Origin of the sequence: Exiguobacterium profundum (genome assembly GCF_042652865.1) — a bacterium.
Taxonomy (GTDB): domain Bacteria; phylum Bacillota; class Bacilli; order Exiguobacteriales; family Exiguobacteriaceae; genus Exiguobacterium; species Exiguobacterium profundum.
The window spans coordinates 286,027-300,447 of sequence record NZ_JBHSHG010000001.1; the positions used below are offsets into that span (position 1 = coordinate 286,027).

Below are 14,421 nucleotides of genomic sequence, written 5' to 3' on the forward strand. Positions count from 1 at the left end.
TTTCGTTTCGTTCAGAAATAAGGAGGAATTGTTCATGAAACCGCTCAAATCATTGACTGGCGCACAAATTCGCCAAATGTACTTAGATTTCTTCAAATCAAAAGGGCACAGCGTGGAGCCGAGTGCTTCGCTCGTACCGGTCGAAGACCCAACTTTGTTGTGGATCAACTCTGGTGTTGCGACATTGAAAAAATATTTTGATGGACGTGTCATCCCAGCGAACCCACGGATCGTCAACGCTCAAAAATCGATTCGTACGAACGATATCGAGAACGTCGGGAAGACAGCACGTCACCATACGTTCTTCGAAATGCTCGGGAACTTCTCAGTCGGTGAATACTTCCGTGAAGAAGCGATCACATGGGGCTGGGAACTGTTGACGAGCGACGAATGGTACGGACTCGATCCGGACCGTCTCTCCGTCACGATTCACCCGGACGATGAAGAGTCAAAACAAATTTGGTTGAACCTCGGCATGCCAGCTGACCGCATCATCCCGCTAGAAGATAACTTCTGGGAAATCGGTGAAGGTCCATCTGGTCCGAACACGGAAATCTTCTTTGACCGTGGTCCAGCATTCGGGGACGACCCGACAGACCCTGAACTTTATCCGGGTGGGGAGAACGAGCGTTACCTTGAAATCTGGAACATCGTGTTCAGCCAATATAACCATGACGGACACGGAAACTACACAGAGCTTCCGCGTAAAAACATTGATACAGGGATGGGACTCGAACGGATGGCGAGCGTCCTTCAAGACGTACCGACAAACTTCGATACCGACCTCTTCATGCCGATCATTCGTGAAACTGAAAAAATCAGTGGCGACGTATACCGTCAAGACAGCAGCAAGGACGTCGCGTTCAAAGTCATCGCGGACCACATCCGTACGGTATCGTTCGCAATCGGTGACGGGGCACTCCCATCGAACGAAGGACGTGGCTATGTCCTCCGTCGTCTTCTCCGCCGTGCGGTCCGCTATGCGAAGATGCTTGGTATCGAGCGTCCGTTCATGTATGAGCTCGTCGACGTCGTCGGTGACATCATGGTCGACTTCTACCCGCAAGTGAACGAGAAGAAAGACTTTATCAAGAAAGTCATCAAAAACGAGGAAGAGCGTTTCCACGAAACGTTGAATGACGGTCTCGCGATTTTGAACGAAGTCGCAAAAGCACAAAAAGCAGCTGGGTCAAACATCATCAGCGGTCAAGACGCATTCCGTCTTTATGACACGTACGGCTTCCCGCTCGAATTGACAATCGAATATGCAGAAGACCATCAGATGACGGTCGACGAGGACGGCTTCAAAGAAGCGATGAATGAACAACGTGAACGTGCACGTCAAGCGCGTGCTGACGTGGAATCGATGCAGATTCAGTCGGGTGTGCTTGCAGACATCACGATGCCATCGACATTCCTCGGATACAACAACCTTGAGACGAACGCAAAAATCATCAGCTTGATTCACAACGGCGAACTCGCCGACGTCGTCGCTGCAGGAGAAGAGGCACAAGTCATCCTCGATCAGACACCATTTTACGCTGAGAGTGGCGGTCAAATCGGTGATAAAGGACAAATCGTCGGAGAAGACTTCCTTCTTCGCGTGAAAGATGTGTCGAAAGCGCCAAACGGACAGAACTTGCATACAGTCACGGTCGAGTCAGGTGTGGCGAAAGCGGAAGTAGCCGTCACAGCCACTGTCGACCAGGCATCGCGTCAAGCCATCGTCAAAAACCATACGGCGACGCACCTTTTGCATCGTGCACTCAAAGATACGCTCGGGGAGCACGTCAACCAGGCGGGTTCACTCGTGACACCAGATCGTCTCCGTTTTGACTTCTCACACTTCGGTCAAGTGACACCTGAAGAGCTTCAATCGATTGAGCGTCAAGTGAACGAGAAAATTTGGGCATCAATCGGTGTCGACATCGAAGAAATGAACATTGCGGATGCGAAAGCAAAAGGTGCGATGGCACTCTTCGGCGAGAAATATGGTGATGTCGTTCGGGTCGTATCAGCAGGTGATTACTCGGTTGAGCTTTGTGGTGGGATTCACGTCTCCAACACGGCTGAAATCGGACTCTTTAAAATCTTGTCTGAATCAGGGATTGGCGCCGGGACACGTCGCATCGAAGCGGTCACAGGAGCTGGCGCATACGAAGTGATGAACCAGCAAATCGAGACGCTTGAAGCAGCAGCGAAACTGTTGAAGACGAAACCACTTGAAGTTCCTGCACGCGTTCAAGCACTTCAAGCTGAAATCAAAGAAGTCGAGCGTGCTTCAGAATCGCTTAAAGCGAAGCTTGCCAACATCGAGGCATCTTCATTAACGGATGCAATCGAAACGATTGGTGGCGTTCAATTGATTGCGAAACGCGTCGATGGACAAGATATGGATGCCCTTCGCAGTATGGTCGACGACTTGAAAGGGAAACTCGGTTCTGCCGTGATTATCCTTGGTTCGGCGAACGGTGAGAAGGTCAACCTCGTCGCAGGTGTGACGAAAGACTTGAACGATCGTGGCTTCCATGCCGGAAAACTGATTAAAGAAGTCGCGACACGCTGCGGTGGTGGTGGTGGCGGTCGTCCAGACATGGCACAAGCAGGTGGCCGTGATGCAACAAAACTGGACGAAGCATTGAAGTTTGCTTCACATTACGTCGAATCACTGGCATAATAGAGTGTGAAGTGCAAACGGAAAGAGGTGGATTCTTGTGAGCCAAATGGATCGCACGATGCAATTCAATTTTCCAGAAGATGATCAACGTGCTAACACACGTGAGACGCTGATTACGGTATATCAAGCACTCGAGGAAAAAGGTTATCAACCGATCAATCAAATCGTGGGATACTTACTGTCAGGTGACCCTGCCTACATTCCACGTCATAATGATGCGCGAAACTTGATTCGCAAAATTGAGCGGGATGAACTTCTCGAAGAGTTGGTCAAATCGTATTTGAACGATCGTAGAGAGGATTAATATGAAGCGAGTCATGGGACTCGATGTCGGATCGAAGACGATTGGTGTCGCGGTGAGTGACCTGATGGGATGGACGGCGCAAGGTGTGGAGACGGTCTACTGGACCGAACCTGACTTTGATGAAGCCGTCCGTCTCCTTCGTCCGTTTATCGAGCAGTACGATGTGAAAGAAGTCGTCGTCGGTCACCCGAAAAACATGAATGGAACAGTCGGTCCGCGCGGTGAAGCGTCCGAGGCATTTGCCGAGGCGTTCACAGAACAGACAGGCTTACCTTGCGTGTTGGTGGATGAACGATTAACGACGATGCAAGCGGAACGGATGCTCATTTCAGCAGATGTCAGCCGCAAAAAGAGAAAAGCGGTCATCGACAAGATGGCGGCCGTGATGATTTTACAAAACTACCTGGATCGTTCCGGGAAATAAGGAGGAATCTCTCATGGCAGAAATCCGTCGTGAAGAAGAAATGTACCGTATTCCAGACGAAAATGGAGACGAACATTTATTTGCAGAAATTTTCCGTATGACGAGCGACCGTTCGAAAAAGACGTTTGTCGTACTCGAACCGGTTGGCGCACCAGAGACAGAAGATGAAGATACGATTGAAGTATACGCATTTGAAATTGAAGAACTTGAAGATGGCGAATTCATCTTGAAGCTCGTCGAAGACGATGAAGACTTCGATGAGGTCATGGAAGCATTCGACATCGTCAATGACGAAGTCGGTCTAGACTAAATAGGGGACGGGCGACTAGGGAACATCCCTCGTCGCCTCTCTTTATAAAAAGAACAGGGGAGAAATGCATGAATCATCCATCTATGTCAGATGAGAAACGTGCCCGCAACCGGATCGTCCGTCGCATCACGGTTGTCATCCTGGCCATCTTCCTTCTCGTCATCGCCACAGGGTCGGCGCTCACATATGTCTTTGTGAAGCGTTCCATCGAACCGATTGACCCAACTTCGACTGAAACGGTCGAGATTGAAGTCCCGCTCGGTGCTGGTTCGGGATACATTGGTGAATTACTAGAAGAGAATGGGCTTGTAAGGAGTAGCACGATTTTCCGTTTCTATACACGCTTTAAGAACGAATCGTCGTTCCAGGCGGGGACGTATACGTTATCTCCGTCACAATCAATCGATGAATTGATTGAAACGTTGCAAACAGGTAAAGTCATTGTGGTCCCTGATATCAAGCTCGTCATTCCAGAAGGATTCACGATTGATCAGGTGATTGCGAGACTTGCGAAAGTGGCCGAAATCCCGAAAGAAGAGATTTCTGAGCAGTTGAGCGACCGTGAATACATTCAGTCTCTCGTAAACGAGCATGAAATGTTGACGGAAGAAGTATTGCAGGAAGGCATCTATCATCCGCTTGAAGGATACCTGTTCCCAGCCACATATGAATTCAATAAAGGCGTAACGCTCAATGAAATCATCGACGAGATGTTACTACCAACCGAAAGTATGTATCAAGAATACAAAGGTCGTTTAGCCGATTCAGGACGTACGTTCCATGAGACGCTCGCGCTCGCATCCGTTGTCGAGAAAGAGGCGGTGTCAACGGAAGACCGTAAAGAGATTGCTGGCGTGTTCGAGAATCGCTTAAACGACGGAATGAAATTACAATCTGACCCGACCGTCTGGTACGGAACGGGGGAAACATCGATTTTCACTTCATTCGCGGACTTGGAGAACGATTCCTTATATAACACGTATCGTTACGAAGGCATCCCGATTGGACCGATTGCGGCCGTGAGCCGTGACGCATTTGAGGCGGTGCTTAATCCGAACGACACGGAGAACATTTACTTCTACGCACGCCCTCCACGTGAAGGGTTCCCGAACGGGGAAGTCTTGTTCGAAGTCGACTATGAGGATCACCAACAAAACGTCAATAAGTACCGTTCCGAATGGGAAGCGTTTGAAGAAGCAAACAGTAATTGATGGGACGACCGGAAGCGGATGCTTCCGGTCGTTTGAATGAAGAGAGTTAAGAGGTGGAACGAGTGGACCATGCATCCTATGAGGGATATGTAGAAAAACTAATCAATGACCGCTCCCCGCTATTGACGGAGATGGAGGCGTTCGCGCGTGTTCATCACGTCCCAATCATGGATTTGACGGGTTCGGAAGTGCTGCTCTCCTTACTGGCGATGCAACGGCCGACCCGAATCCTCGAAGTGGGTACGGCCATCGGCTATAGTGCCATTCGCATGGCAGAATTGTTACCCGATGCAGAAATCGTCACAATCGAGCGGAATGCTCGCCGTTTCGAAGAGGCGACGGAATTCATCAATCGATCGGACGTGCGCGATCGTATTACGCTCGTTCACGGCGATGCCGTCGAATTGATTGGAACGATTGAAGGTGAATTCGATGCCGTATTTATTGATGCGGCAAAAGGACAATATCAAAAATTTTTTGATGGGTATGGCGCTTTAGTACCAATTGGTGGTACGATTTACAGCGATAATTTGTTTTTACGAGGAGACGTCTTGCTAGAGGATGTATCGGTCTTAGACCGACGCCGACGCCGGCTCGTGCGTCTCGTGAAACAGTTTACTGAGCAATTGATGGCACGGACCGATTATCATACTGCAATTTTGCCCCTTGGTGATGGCCTAGCAATCAGTCGTAAATTACGATGAGGAGGACTTAACTTTGATGCAACATAAACCCGTCATTATTGGCGTGGCCGGGGGTACCGGATCAGGAAAAACGACCGTGGCCCGCGCGCTCGTCGATGCGTTTCAAGGTCAATCGGTCGTCATGATCGAGCAAGACGCGTACTATAAGGATCAATCAGAGATGACCATGGAGGAGCGGTACAAGACGAACTACGACCACCCCTTCGCCTTTGATAACGATTTGTTGATCGAACATATCCAACAGTTACAACAACATCAGGCGATTGAAAAGCCGGTCTATGACTATGCGGCCCACACGCGTTCAAGTGAAACCATTTTAATCGAACCCGTCGATGTCGTCATCGTCGAAGGGATCTTGGCACTCGAAGATGCACGTTTACGAGATCTGATGGATATCAAAGTATTCGTGGATACAGATGCGGACGTTCGAATCTTGCGTCGTATGCAGCGTGATTTGAATGAACGTGGACGTTCAATCGATTCGGTCGTTGCCCAATATACAAATGTGGTGCGTCCGATGCACTTACAATTCTGTGAACCTACAAAACGGTATGCAGATATCATCGTTCCTGAAGGCGGAGAAAACTTTGTCGCGATCGATTTACTCGTGACCAAAATCCGTTGGGTGCTCACTGAGCGCAATCGCGCGTGAGGAAATAAATCGTTTTCAATTCAACCCTAGCTGTAATATACTAGGAGACAATGAAGGAGTGACAGAAATGGCTGAAAAACAACACTATATGACGTTAGACGGAAAAGCGAAGATCGAACATGAATTAAACGAACTGAAGACGGTCCGCCGTAAAGAAGTCGTTGAAAATATTAAGATTGCTCGTGATTTCGGTGACTTGTCAGAGAACGCGGAATATGACGCGGCGAAAGAAGAACAAGCGATGGTCGAAGGACGCATCGCACAATTAGAAGAAATGCTCCGTAACGCGGTCATCATTCAAGATGATGCAGGCGATAACTCGGTTGTCTCAATCGGGAAGACGGTAACGTTCTTCATTCAAGAAGATAATGAAGACGAAACGTATACAATCGTTGGTGGAGCTGAGGCAGACCCGTTCACAGGGAAAATCTCTAACGAATCACCGATCGCCAAGGCACTTCTTGGACGTACGATTGGTGATGTGGTCACGGTGCAAACACCAGGTGGCGACATGGTCGTCGAAATTAAAGAAATCAAATAAATTGTTGAGCGACCTCCTATTCGGAAGTCGCTCTCTTTCTGAGGAGGAAACGGAATGAAAGTAGGCATCATCGGCGCGATGGAAGAAGAAGTGAATCTACTTCGGAACGAGTTGACAGAACGAGTAGATACTGAAATCGCGAACTATCATTTTTATGAGGGCTATCTTGGTAACATGCAAGTCGTCATCTTGAAGTCAGGCATCGGGAAAGTCAATGCTGCCATCGGCACGACACTTTTGATTGATAAGTTCAAACCGGACGTCGTCATCAACACAGGATCTGCCGGCGGTTTTAAAAAAGGGATGAAAGTCGGAGACGTCGTCGTCTCGACGGAAGTTCGTCATCACGATGTCGACGTGACGGCATTCGGTTATGAGTACGGACAAGTACCAGGTATGCCGCCAGCGTATGAGGCGGATGCCAAACTCGTCAGCGTCTGTAAAGATGTCATTGAAAACTTGCCGGACGTGAATGTACATCAGGGATTGATTGTGACGGGAGATTCGTTCATCAACGATTCGAAACGCGTGACGGACATCCTCGGTCATTTCGACGGCGTCGCAGCGGTCGAGATGGAGGCTGCCCCGATCGCTCAAACGTGCTATCAGTTTGGTATTCCTTTTGTCGTCACACGCTCGATTTCAGACAGTGCAGACGAAGAAGCGAACTTGTCATTCGACGAGTTTTTGGAGACAGCATCGATCAACTCTGCGAAGATGGTCATGGCTGTCACGAAGCGTTTAGAACAAGCTTAATCCAGTCAACACGAGGAGGATGCATTGACATCCTCTTTTTATTCCCTTATATTAGTACCAGATACTAAGAATAGGGGTCGACGATATGAATATTGGAATCATCGGCATCGGATCGTTCTTACCGGACAATCGGGTGACAAATATCGATTTAGAAAAACGAATGGATACGAGCGATGAGTGGATTCGTACTCGTACAGGCATCGAAGCACGTCATTTGGCTGAAGAAGATATGACAGTCGCAGATATGGCGACACGCGCTGCTGAACGGGCGTTACAGAGTGCGGGCGTCACGATCGACGACATTGAAGCCATCGTTTGTGCGACAGCAACGGCGCCAGCCTTCCCGGCAACTGCATGTGTGGTTCAGGCGAATCTTGGCGCGAAAGCCGCCGTGGCGTTCGACGTGAGCGCGGCATGTAGCGGTTTCATCTTCGCAATGGACACGGCGAAGAGTCTCATGGATTCAAAAGGATTTAAAAAGACGCTCGTCATCGGCGCAGAGAAGATGGGAAGTCTGATTGATTGGGGTGATCGATCGACGGCTGTCCTTTTCGGAGATGGGGCAGGGGCTGTCGTGCTCGGGGAAGATGATATCGCTTCAATTGACTCACTTGTGCTCGGAAGTGACGGGACAGGTGGCAAACATCTGTATGAAAATGAAGAAGGTAAAATCGTCATGAACGGTCGTGAAGTCTTCAAATTTGCCGTTCGGAAGATGCCCGAAATCGTGCTTGAGGCGCTGGACAAAGCCGATAAGACGTTGGAGGACCTTGATGTCCTCGTTCCACACCAGGCGAACCGTCGAATCATCGACGCTGCGATGGAACGTTTACACTTAGAAGAAGAGAAAGTTGTCATGACCATTCAAGACCATGCGAATACATCAGCAGCTTCCATCCCACTCGCATTGGCCGAGGCGGTCAAGTCTGGCAAAATCCAAGATGGACAAACGGTCGTCATCGCAGGATTTGGTGCTGGGCTCACGTGGGGGGCTAGCTGCCTGACATGGAATCACGCAACCATTACGGAGGGGAATCATTTATGAAACGAGTAGTAGTGACAGGATTAGGAGTCGTATCACCATTAGGAAACGATGTCTCAACAATGTGGGATCGCCTGTTAAAAGGGGAAAACGCGATTGATACGTTGACGAAGATTGACATCAGTCAATATCCGGCCAAGGTCGGGGCGGAAGTGAAGGAATGGAACATCGATCATTTAGTCGAACCGAAGGAAGCGCGTAAGATGGATTCCTTCATCCAATATTCTTTACTTGCGGCAGACGCTGCCCATAAAGACAGCGGACTCGATGTGAAAGCGATCGCGGACGATGTCGGGATTTGGATCGGGAGCGGAATTGGTGGCGTCGAGACGATTGACAAACAGTCGGCCATCTTGCATGACCGTGGACCACGTCGCGTCAGCCCGTTCTTCATTCCGATGATGATTCCGAACATGGCGAGCGGACAAGTATCTATCTATCTTGGAGCAAAAGGACCGAGCAACTGCTCCGTGACGGCTTGTGCGTCAGGGACGAACTCCATCGGCGAAGCGTTCCGTGTCATTCAACGTGGAGATGCCATCGCTATGTTCGCAGGTGGAGCGGAAGCGCCAATTACACCACTCTCGTTCGCAGGATTCTGTTCGAACAAAGCTCTATCTACGAATCCAGACCCGAACACGGCCTGCCGTCCGTTCGATGAGAATCGCGACGGGTTCGTCATGGGTGAAGGAGCTGGGGTGCTCGTGTTAGAAGAATATGAGCACGCATTGGCACGCGGGGCAAAAATGTACGCTGAAGTTGTCGGATATGGAATGAGTTCGGATGCATACCATATCACAGCACCGTCACCAGAAGCTGAGGGCGGATCAAAAGCGATGAGTGAGGCGATTCGTGATGCTGGAATCACGCCAGAAGATGTTCAATACATCAACGCGCATGGAACGAGTACACCGCTCAACGATATGCTCGAGACGAAAGCGATTCGTCGAGTGTTCGGGGAACACGCTGACAAGCTCGCCGTCAACTCATCAAAATCGATGATTGGTCACCTTCTTGGTGGTGCAGGTGGCGTCGAGGCCGTCATCACAGCATTATCGATTCACGAAGGCAAGATTCATCCAACGATTAACTGCGAATCACCAGCAGCAGATTGTGATTTGGATTATGTACGTGAAGGAAATCGGGAACTTGACATTCGTTATGCACTCAGTAACTCACTCGGCTTCGGGGGCCACAATGCGACACTCGCATTTGCAAAAGTGATGAACTGACGGTAGAAAAAACACACAAAAAAGGTTAGGGTATAAGGGTTGGTCTAACAGAAAGGAGTGCAACGAATGAAAAAGAAATCATTCATCGTGGCCGCCTTGTTAGGTTCAGTCCTTATCCTTTTTTTATTTATTTGGAACGAACAACGAGAGCAGTCACGCAAACCAGTACCAGTAGAAGAACAACAATTGACGATTTACGGGGAGTCACTTCCGACTCAGCCGGATGTCATGCTAGCAATCGATCCGTCATCTCAAACAATCCTGTCCCATCTCTATGAAGGCCTGTATCGATTCGGAGCAGACGGGTCCATCGAACCAGCGCTCGTTGAGAAGTTAGAGCGATCCGAAGACGGAACGGTCTATACATTCACATTAAAAGAGAGTGTGACGACAGAAGGGAATGCGATTGACGCGCAAACATTCGTCGATCACTTCCAAAAACTCGTGGACGTTGATACGAATTCACCGTTCAGCTTCTTACTAGCAGATGTTCAATCCGCAAAAGAAATCGGACTTGGCCAACAAGAACCGGATACGCTAGGGGTCAAGGCAATCGATGACCGGACGCTCGAGTTGACTCTTGTCCGTCCGATGGAAGGGTTCGAACAGATTTTGGCGATGCCCGCATTTTTACCTCAACCAAATGTGGAAGCGTGGGAAGAGCTAGAGACGAACGGTCCATTTAAAATCAAGGCAATCGGAGATACGACCATCTCGTTACATAAAAATGAAACGTACCGAGAAGCTGAACAGGTCACGCTTGAAACGATTACCATTAATAGTGAAGCGAACTTGACGGAAGCGACAGGGATGCAACCCGTCCCATACGATTTTGACGTTTCCACGATTGATGAGGAAATTTTGAACGTACAGGACGTTCCACGAAGTGGAGTCTTTTATTTAAAGCCGAATGTTAAAAAAGCCCCGTTTAATGATGTAGCGTTCCGACAAGCCATCGCATTGACGCTTGAGCGGTCGGAAATCGAGGATTCACTCGCGCGAGCGGAACAGACGACAGAACGATTACTCGTCATCGACCAAGAGGATGCGATCGCACAATTAGAAGGAAACGCCGACCAATTGTTTGACACCGTGAAGAAACGGCTGAAGAAAGATGAACTCGAAATCGAGCTGCTCAGCTTTGTCGATGACGAAGCGCGTCAAATCTCCGCAAAATTAAAGAAGAATTTGGAACAGTTGGATGGTTTGACCGTTAACATTATCGAGCTCCCCTTAGGAGAAAAAGTTAGGAAAGAAGTCTCAGGGGATTATGCGTTTTCTCTATCAGGCTGGCAACCGGACTATCCGATGTTATCCGCCTATTTGACTCAATTTGAAACAAACGATGTCCTCAATTCGAGTCGATATGCTAGCGAATCGTATGATCAATTGATGGATCAGGCTCGCTCAACGGATCGGTTGGAAGAACGAAATGAAATCTTCCGAGAAGCGGAGGCACAGCTGTTAGAAGAGGCTGTTGTTATGCCAATCTATCAAGCTGGACGCTCTTATGTGATCGAAAAAGGTTACGACCATATCGGATATCCGGTCACCGGTCCTTCATATGTCCTAACCTTTGCAAAAAAATACGAAAATTGAGCTAAAAGCCCGCCACTGTAGGCGGGCTTTTAGACTATAGATAAAATTTTTTAGAAAAATCAAAATAAACACTTTGCAAAATTATCAGAATATTGTATTATTGCATCAACGGGATTTTGGTAACAAATACTGTCAGAAGAAATGACTGAATTTTCTACCATCATTCACTTCGTTAAAACGAAAAAATCAGGGGGTCATCGCAATGAATAAGAAAAAAGGTTTTGCTTTAGCATCATCGGTTACACTTCTATCAAGTGCATTCCTAGCTGCATGTTCGACAGGGGAAGAAACGGATTCTTCACAAGGATCAACAGGCGAAGGTTCAGCAGATGAAGCGCAAGTCCTCAACTTGCTCGATTCTTCAGATATTCCTTCACTTAACCCGACACTCGCAACAGATGCTGTATCGTTCAACGTATTGAACAACGTTAACGAAGGTCTCTACCGCATGGACGAAGAAGACAACCCGACTGAGGGGATGGCTGAATCTCACGACGTTTCAGAAGACGGGAAAACGTACACGTTCAAAATCCGTGAAGGCGCGACTTGGTCAAACGGGGAGCCTGTCACAGCGAATGACTTCGAATACGCTTGGAAAGAAGTACTCAACCCAGATAACGCATCACAATATGCATACGTTATGTCAATCATCGAAGGCGCAGAAGCGTACAACACAGGTGAAGGCGAGCGCGATGCTGTAGGCGTTAAAGCAATCGACGATCAAACACTTGAAGTTAAATTGACAGCACCAGCTGACTACTTCCTCGGATTGACTAGCTTCGGCGTATTCATGCCAAAACTCGAGTCATTCGATAAAGAGCAAGGCGAGAACTTCGGTACATCTGCAGAGACGACTCTCTACAACGGACCGTTCAAACTCGACAGCTGGGAGCGCGAGCAAGGCTGGAAGATGGTCAAGAACGAAGACTATTGGGATGCTGACACAGTTAAACTTGAAGAAATCAACGTTAAAGTCGTTAAAGAAGTTTCAACAGGTGTTAACTTGTATGAAAACGGTGACGTTGACCGCACAGGCTTGACTTCTGAACTCGTAGCCCAGTATCAAGACAGCGAAGAGTTCTCAACTGTCGTTGAACCAACACTCTTCTACCTCCAGTTCAACACTGCTGTTGAAGAATTAAATAACCAAAACATCCGTAACGCGATTGACGCGGCATACGATAAAGCAGCAATCTCAGAGACGCTTCTTGCGAACGGTTCGATTCCTGCGAACTACCTCGTACCAAAAGACTTCGTAACAGGTCCTGACGGCAAAGACTTCCGTGAAGCGAACGGCGACATCGGCGGCTATGACGTGGATCGTGCGAAAGAACTTTGGGAAGCTGGACTTGAAGAGCTCGGAACAGACAAAGTTGAACTTGAGCTCCTCAACTATGACTCAGAGTCTGCGAAGCAAATCGGTGAGTTCATCAAAGGTGAGCTTGAGAAGAACCTTCCAGGAATTACGGTTACAATCAAACAACAACCGTTCAACAACAAACTTGACCTTGAGAACAAAGGTGAGTTCGAGTTCACATTCGCTGGATGGGGTCCTGACTACCAAGATCCAATGACATTCGTTGACCTCTTCGTCACTGACGGACCATACAACCGTGGTAAGTGGTCGAATGAAGAATTCGATAAGTTGATCGAATCTGCGAAATCAAGCACAGATGCTGAACAGCGTTGGGCTGACCTTCAAGCTGCAGAGAAAATCGTTCTTGAAGAGAACGCAATCTCGCCAGTTTACCAACGTGGATCGGCTCGCCTCACGAAGCCATATGTTAAGGATATCGTTGAGCACGCATTCGGTGCGGACTACTCTTACAAGTGGGCTTCAATCGAAGGAAAAGAATAATCAAATCATCTTTACGAAGAGAGACAGGGACGCCTGTCTCTCTTTTTATGTAGATATTTGATACAAAAAAGAACGCTCAGCTGAGCGTTCTTTTTAACATCATTTATTTTTTCACTTTGGCACGCTTGCGACTGAGACCCATCGCTTTCTCGATTTTTGCGAGATTCTTGTTCGCGACGGCTTCAGCCTTCACGCGACCGGCATCAAGGATTTCATCGAGTTCTGGTGAATCAATCAACTCGTGATAACGCGTTTGAATTGGTTCAAGCAGGGCAACGACCGCTTCTGCCACATCCTGTTTAAATGTTCCGTAGTTCGAATTCTCATATTGCTTGACGAGGTCATCAATTGAAGTGCCGGTAGAGAGTGAATAAATTTCCAACAAGTTTGAAATCCCTGGTTTGTTCTCCCGATCGAATGAGATGACACCACTCGAATCTGTGACGGCACTCTTGATTTTCTTGCGAATGACATTCGGCTCATCGAGCATCGAGATATATCCTTTGGCATTCGTATCCGATTTAGACATCTTCTTCACGGGATTCGTGAGAGACATGATCCGAGCGCCTTCTTTTTGAATGAGTGGTTCCGGCATCGTGAATGTCTCGTAATAACGTTTGTTAAAGCGTTCCGCCAAGTCACGAGTAAGTTCGATGTGTTGCTTTTGGTCGTCTCCGACTGGAACGAGTTCCGTATTGTATAACAAAATATCAGAAGCCATGAGCGTCGGGTAGACGAACAACCCTGCGCCTACATTCTCGCTGCCTTGCGACTTGTCTTTATACTGCGTCATACGACCGAGCTCGCCCATGCCGGCGATACAAGTTAACATCCAACCGAGTTGAGCGTGTGCTTTTACTTCAGACTGTACGAAAATCGTCGCTTTCTCCGGGTCGAGACCGGACGCGAGATAAAGTGCTGCTAATTTTCGCGTGTTGTTCATGAGCTCGACACGGTCGAGTTGAACAGTAATTGAATGTAAATCGACGATACAATAATAGGCATTGTTGTCGTCTTGTAGGTCGACGAATTGTTTCATCGCGCCAAGGTAGTTCCCGAGCGTCACGACGCCGGTCGGTTTGATTCCTGAAAAAATCGTTGCCATGTGAAT

The 14,421-nt window shown here is 48.3% G+C and carries 14 protein-coding genes; 13 read left to right on the top strand and 1 reads right to left on the bottom strand.

Features of this window, described 5'->3' with window-relative positions:
- Nucleotides 1–34: 34 nt before the first annotated feature.
- The 13 genes from alaS to ACFO4U_RS01520 all read left to right on the top strand — a co-directional run bounded on the left by alaS (nt 35) and on the right by ACFO4U_RS01520 (nt 13,310).
- Nucleotides 35–2,677, top strand: coding sequence for an alanine--tRNA ligase (alaS, locus tag ACFO4U_RS01460; RefSeq protein ID WP_215244090.1), 2,643 nt, complete (start codon nt 35–37; stop codon nt 2,675–2,677).
- A gap of 37 nt (nt 2,678–2,714) precedes the next feature.
- Nucleotides 2,715–2,981 carry an IreB family regulatory phosphoprotein gene (locus ACFO4U_RS01465; protein WP_015881196.1) on the top strand — a complete coding sequence of 89 codons (267 nt, stop codon included), beginning with the start codon at nt 2,715–2,717 and terminating at the stop codon, nt 2,979–2,981.
- Nucleotide 2,982: 1 nt separating this feature from the next.
- Nucleotides 2,983–3,405: a Holliday junction resolvase RuvX gene (gene ruvX, locus ACFO4U_RS01470; RefSeq protein WP_015881197.1), complete on the top strand. Its 423-nt coding sequence runs from the start codon at nt 2,983–2,985 to the stop codon at nt 3,403–3,405.
- Nucleotides 3,406–3,418: 13 nt separating this feature from the next.
- The gene (locus ACFO4U_RS01475) at nt 3,419–3,715 is read left to right on the top strand and encodes a DUF1292 domain-containing protein (protein ID WP_015881198.1); all 297 of its coding nucleotides are present in this window, start codon (nt 3,419–3,421) and stop codon (nt 3,713–3,715) included.
- Nucleotides 3,716–3,783: 68 nt separating this feature from the next.
- Nucleotides 3,784–4,926, top strand: coding sequence for an endolytic transglycosylase MltG (mltG, locus tag ACFO4U_RS01480; protein WP_084543099.1), 1,143 nt, complete (start codon nt 3,784–3,786; stop codon nt 4,924–4,926).
- A 62-nt stretch (nt 4,927–4,988) separates the two neighbouring features.
- Nucleotides 4,989–5,630 (top strand): O-methyltransferase, encoded by a 642-nt coding sequence (locus ACFO4U_RS01485; RefSeq protein ID WP_074037439.1) that lies wholly within the window; start codon nt 4,989–4,991, stop codon nt 5,628–5,630.
- 16 nt (nt 5,631–5,646) lie between these two features.
- Entirely contained in the window at nt 5,647–6,282 is a 636-nt protein-coding gene (udk, locus tag ACFO4U_RS01490) for a uridine kinase (RefSeq protein ID WP_015881201.1), read from the top strand.
- Nucleotides 6,283–6,349: 67 nt separating this feature from the next.
- On the top strand, nt 6,350–6,823 hold the full coding sequence (greA, locus tag ACFO4U_RS01495; RefSeq protein ID WP_015881202.1) for a transcription elongation factor GreA: 474 nt from the start codon (nt 6,350–6,352) through the stop codon (nt 6,821–6,823).
- Nucleotides 6,824–6,877: 54 nt separating this feature from the next.
- On the top strand, nt 6,878–7,579 hold the full coding sequence (gene mtnN, locus ACFO4U_RS01500) for a 5'-methylthioadenosine/S-adenosylhomocysteine nucleosidase (RefSeq protein ID WP_196430458.1): 702 nt from the start codon (nt 6,878–6,880) through the stop codon (nt 7,577–7,579).
- Between the two features lie 85 nt (nt 7,580–7,664).
- Complete coding sequence (locus ACFO4U_RS01505) at nt 7,665–8,624, top strand: beta-ketoacyl-ACP synthase III (RefSeq protein ID WP_196430459.1); 960 nt, start codon at nt 7,665–7,667, stop codon at nt 8,622–8,624.
- A complete protein-coding gene (gene fabF / locus ACFO4U_RS01510) occupies nt 8,621–9,853 on the top strand; it encodes a beta-ketoacyl-ACP synthase II (protein ID WP_196430460.1) in 1,233 nt (410 codons plus the stop codon). The genes ACFO4U_RS01505 and fabF overlap by 4 nt, the downstream gene beginning before the upstream one ends.
- 66 nt (nt 9,854–9,919) lie before the next feature.
- Nucleotides 9,920–11,452 carry a peptide ABC transporter substrate-binding protein gene (locus ACFO4U_RS01515; RefSeq protein ID WP_074037433.1) on the top strand — a complete coding sequence of 511 codons (1,533 nt, stop codon included), beginning with the start codon at nt 9,920–9,922 and terminating at the stop codon, nt 11,450–11,452.
- A 202-nt stretch (nt 11,453–11,654) separates the two neighbouring features.
- Complete coding sequence (locus tag ACFO4U_RS01520) at nt 11,655–13,310, top strand: peptide ABC transporter substrate-binding protein (protein ID WP_196430462.1); 1,656 nt, start codon at nt 11,655–11,657, stop codon at nt 13,308–13,310.
- A gap of 103 nt (nt 13,311–13,413) precedes the next feature.
- Here the strand turns inward: ACFO4U_RS01520 and trpS are convergent, their stop codons facing one another.
- On the bottom strand, nt 13,414–14,415 hold the full coding sequence (trpS, locus tag ACFO4U_RS01525) for a tryptophan--tRNA ligase (RefSeq protein ID WP_074037431.1): 1,002 nt from the start codon (nt 14,413–14,415) through the stop codon (nt 13,414–13,416).
- Nucleotides 14,416–14,421: the final 6 nt, after the last annotated feature.

What these genes read in the sequence shown, in the direction of transcription:
- alaS (WP_215244090.1), top strand. Translation starts at nt 35, where the DNA reads ATGAAACCGCTCAAATCATTGACTGGCGCACAAATTCGCCAAATGTAC.
- ruvX (WP_015881197.1), top strand. Translation starts at nt 2,983, where the DNA reads ATGAAGCGAGTCATGGGACTCGATGTCGGATCGAAGACGATTGGTGTC.
- ACFO4U_RS01505 (WP_196430459.1), top strand. Translation starts at nt 7,665, where the DNA reads ATGAATATTGGAATCATCGGCATCGGATCGTTCTTACCGGACAATCGG.
- fabF (WP_196430460.1), top strand. Translation starts at nt 8,621, where the DNA reads ATGAAACGAGTAGTAGTGACAGGATTAGGAGTCGTATCACCATTAGGA.
- trpS (WP_074037431.1), bottom strand. Translation starts at nt 14,415, where the DNA reads ATGGCAACGATTTTTTCAGGAATCAAACCGACCGGCGTCGTGACGCTC.
- ACFO4U_RS01515 (WP_074037433.1), top strand. Translation starts at nt 9,920, where the DNA reads ATGAAAAAGAAATCATTCATCGTGGCCGCCTTGTTAGGTTCAGTCCTT.
- udk (WP_015881201.1), top strand. Translation starts at nt 5,647, where the DNA reads ATGCAACATAAACCCGTCATTATTGGCGTGGCCGGGGGTACCGGATCA.
- ACFO4U_RS01475 (WP_015881198.1), top strand. Translation starts at nt 3,419, where the DNA reads ATGGCAGAAATCCGTCGTGAAGAAGAAATGTACCGTATTCCAGACGAA.
- mltG (WP_084543099.1), top strand. Translation starts at nt 3,784, where the DNA reads ATGAATCATCCATCTATGTCAGATGAGAAACGTGCCCGCAACCGGATC.
- greA (WP_015881202.1), top strand. Translation starts at nt 6,350, where the DNA reads ATGGCTGAAAAACAACACTATATGACGTTAGACGGAAAAGCGAAGATC.
- mtnN (WP_196430458.1), top strand. Translation starts at nt 6,878, where the DNA reads ATGAAAGTAGGCATCATCGGCGCGATGGAAGAAGAAGTGAATCTACTT.
- ACFO4U_RS01520 (WP_196430462.1), top strand. Translation starts at nt 11,655, where the DNA reads ATGAATAAGAAAAAAGGTTTTGCTTTAGCATCATCGGTTACACTTCTA.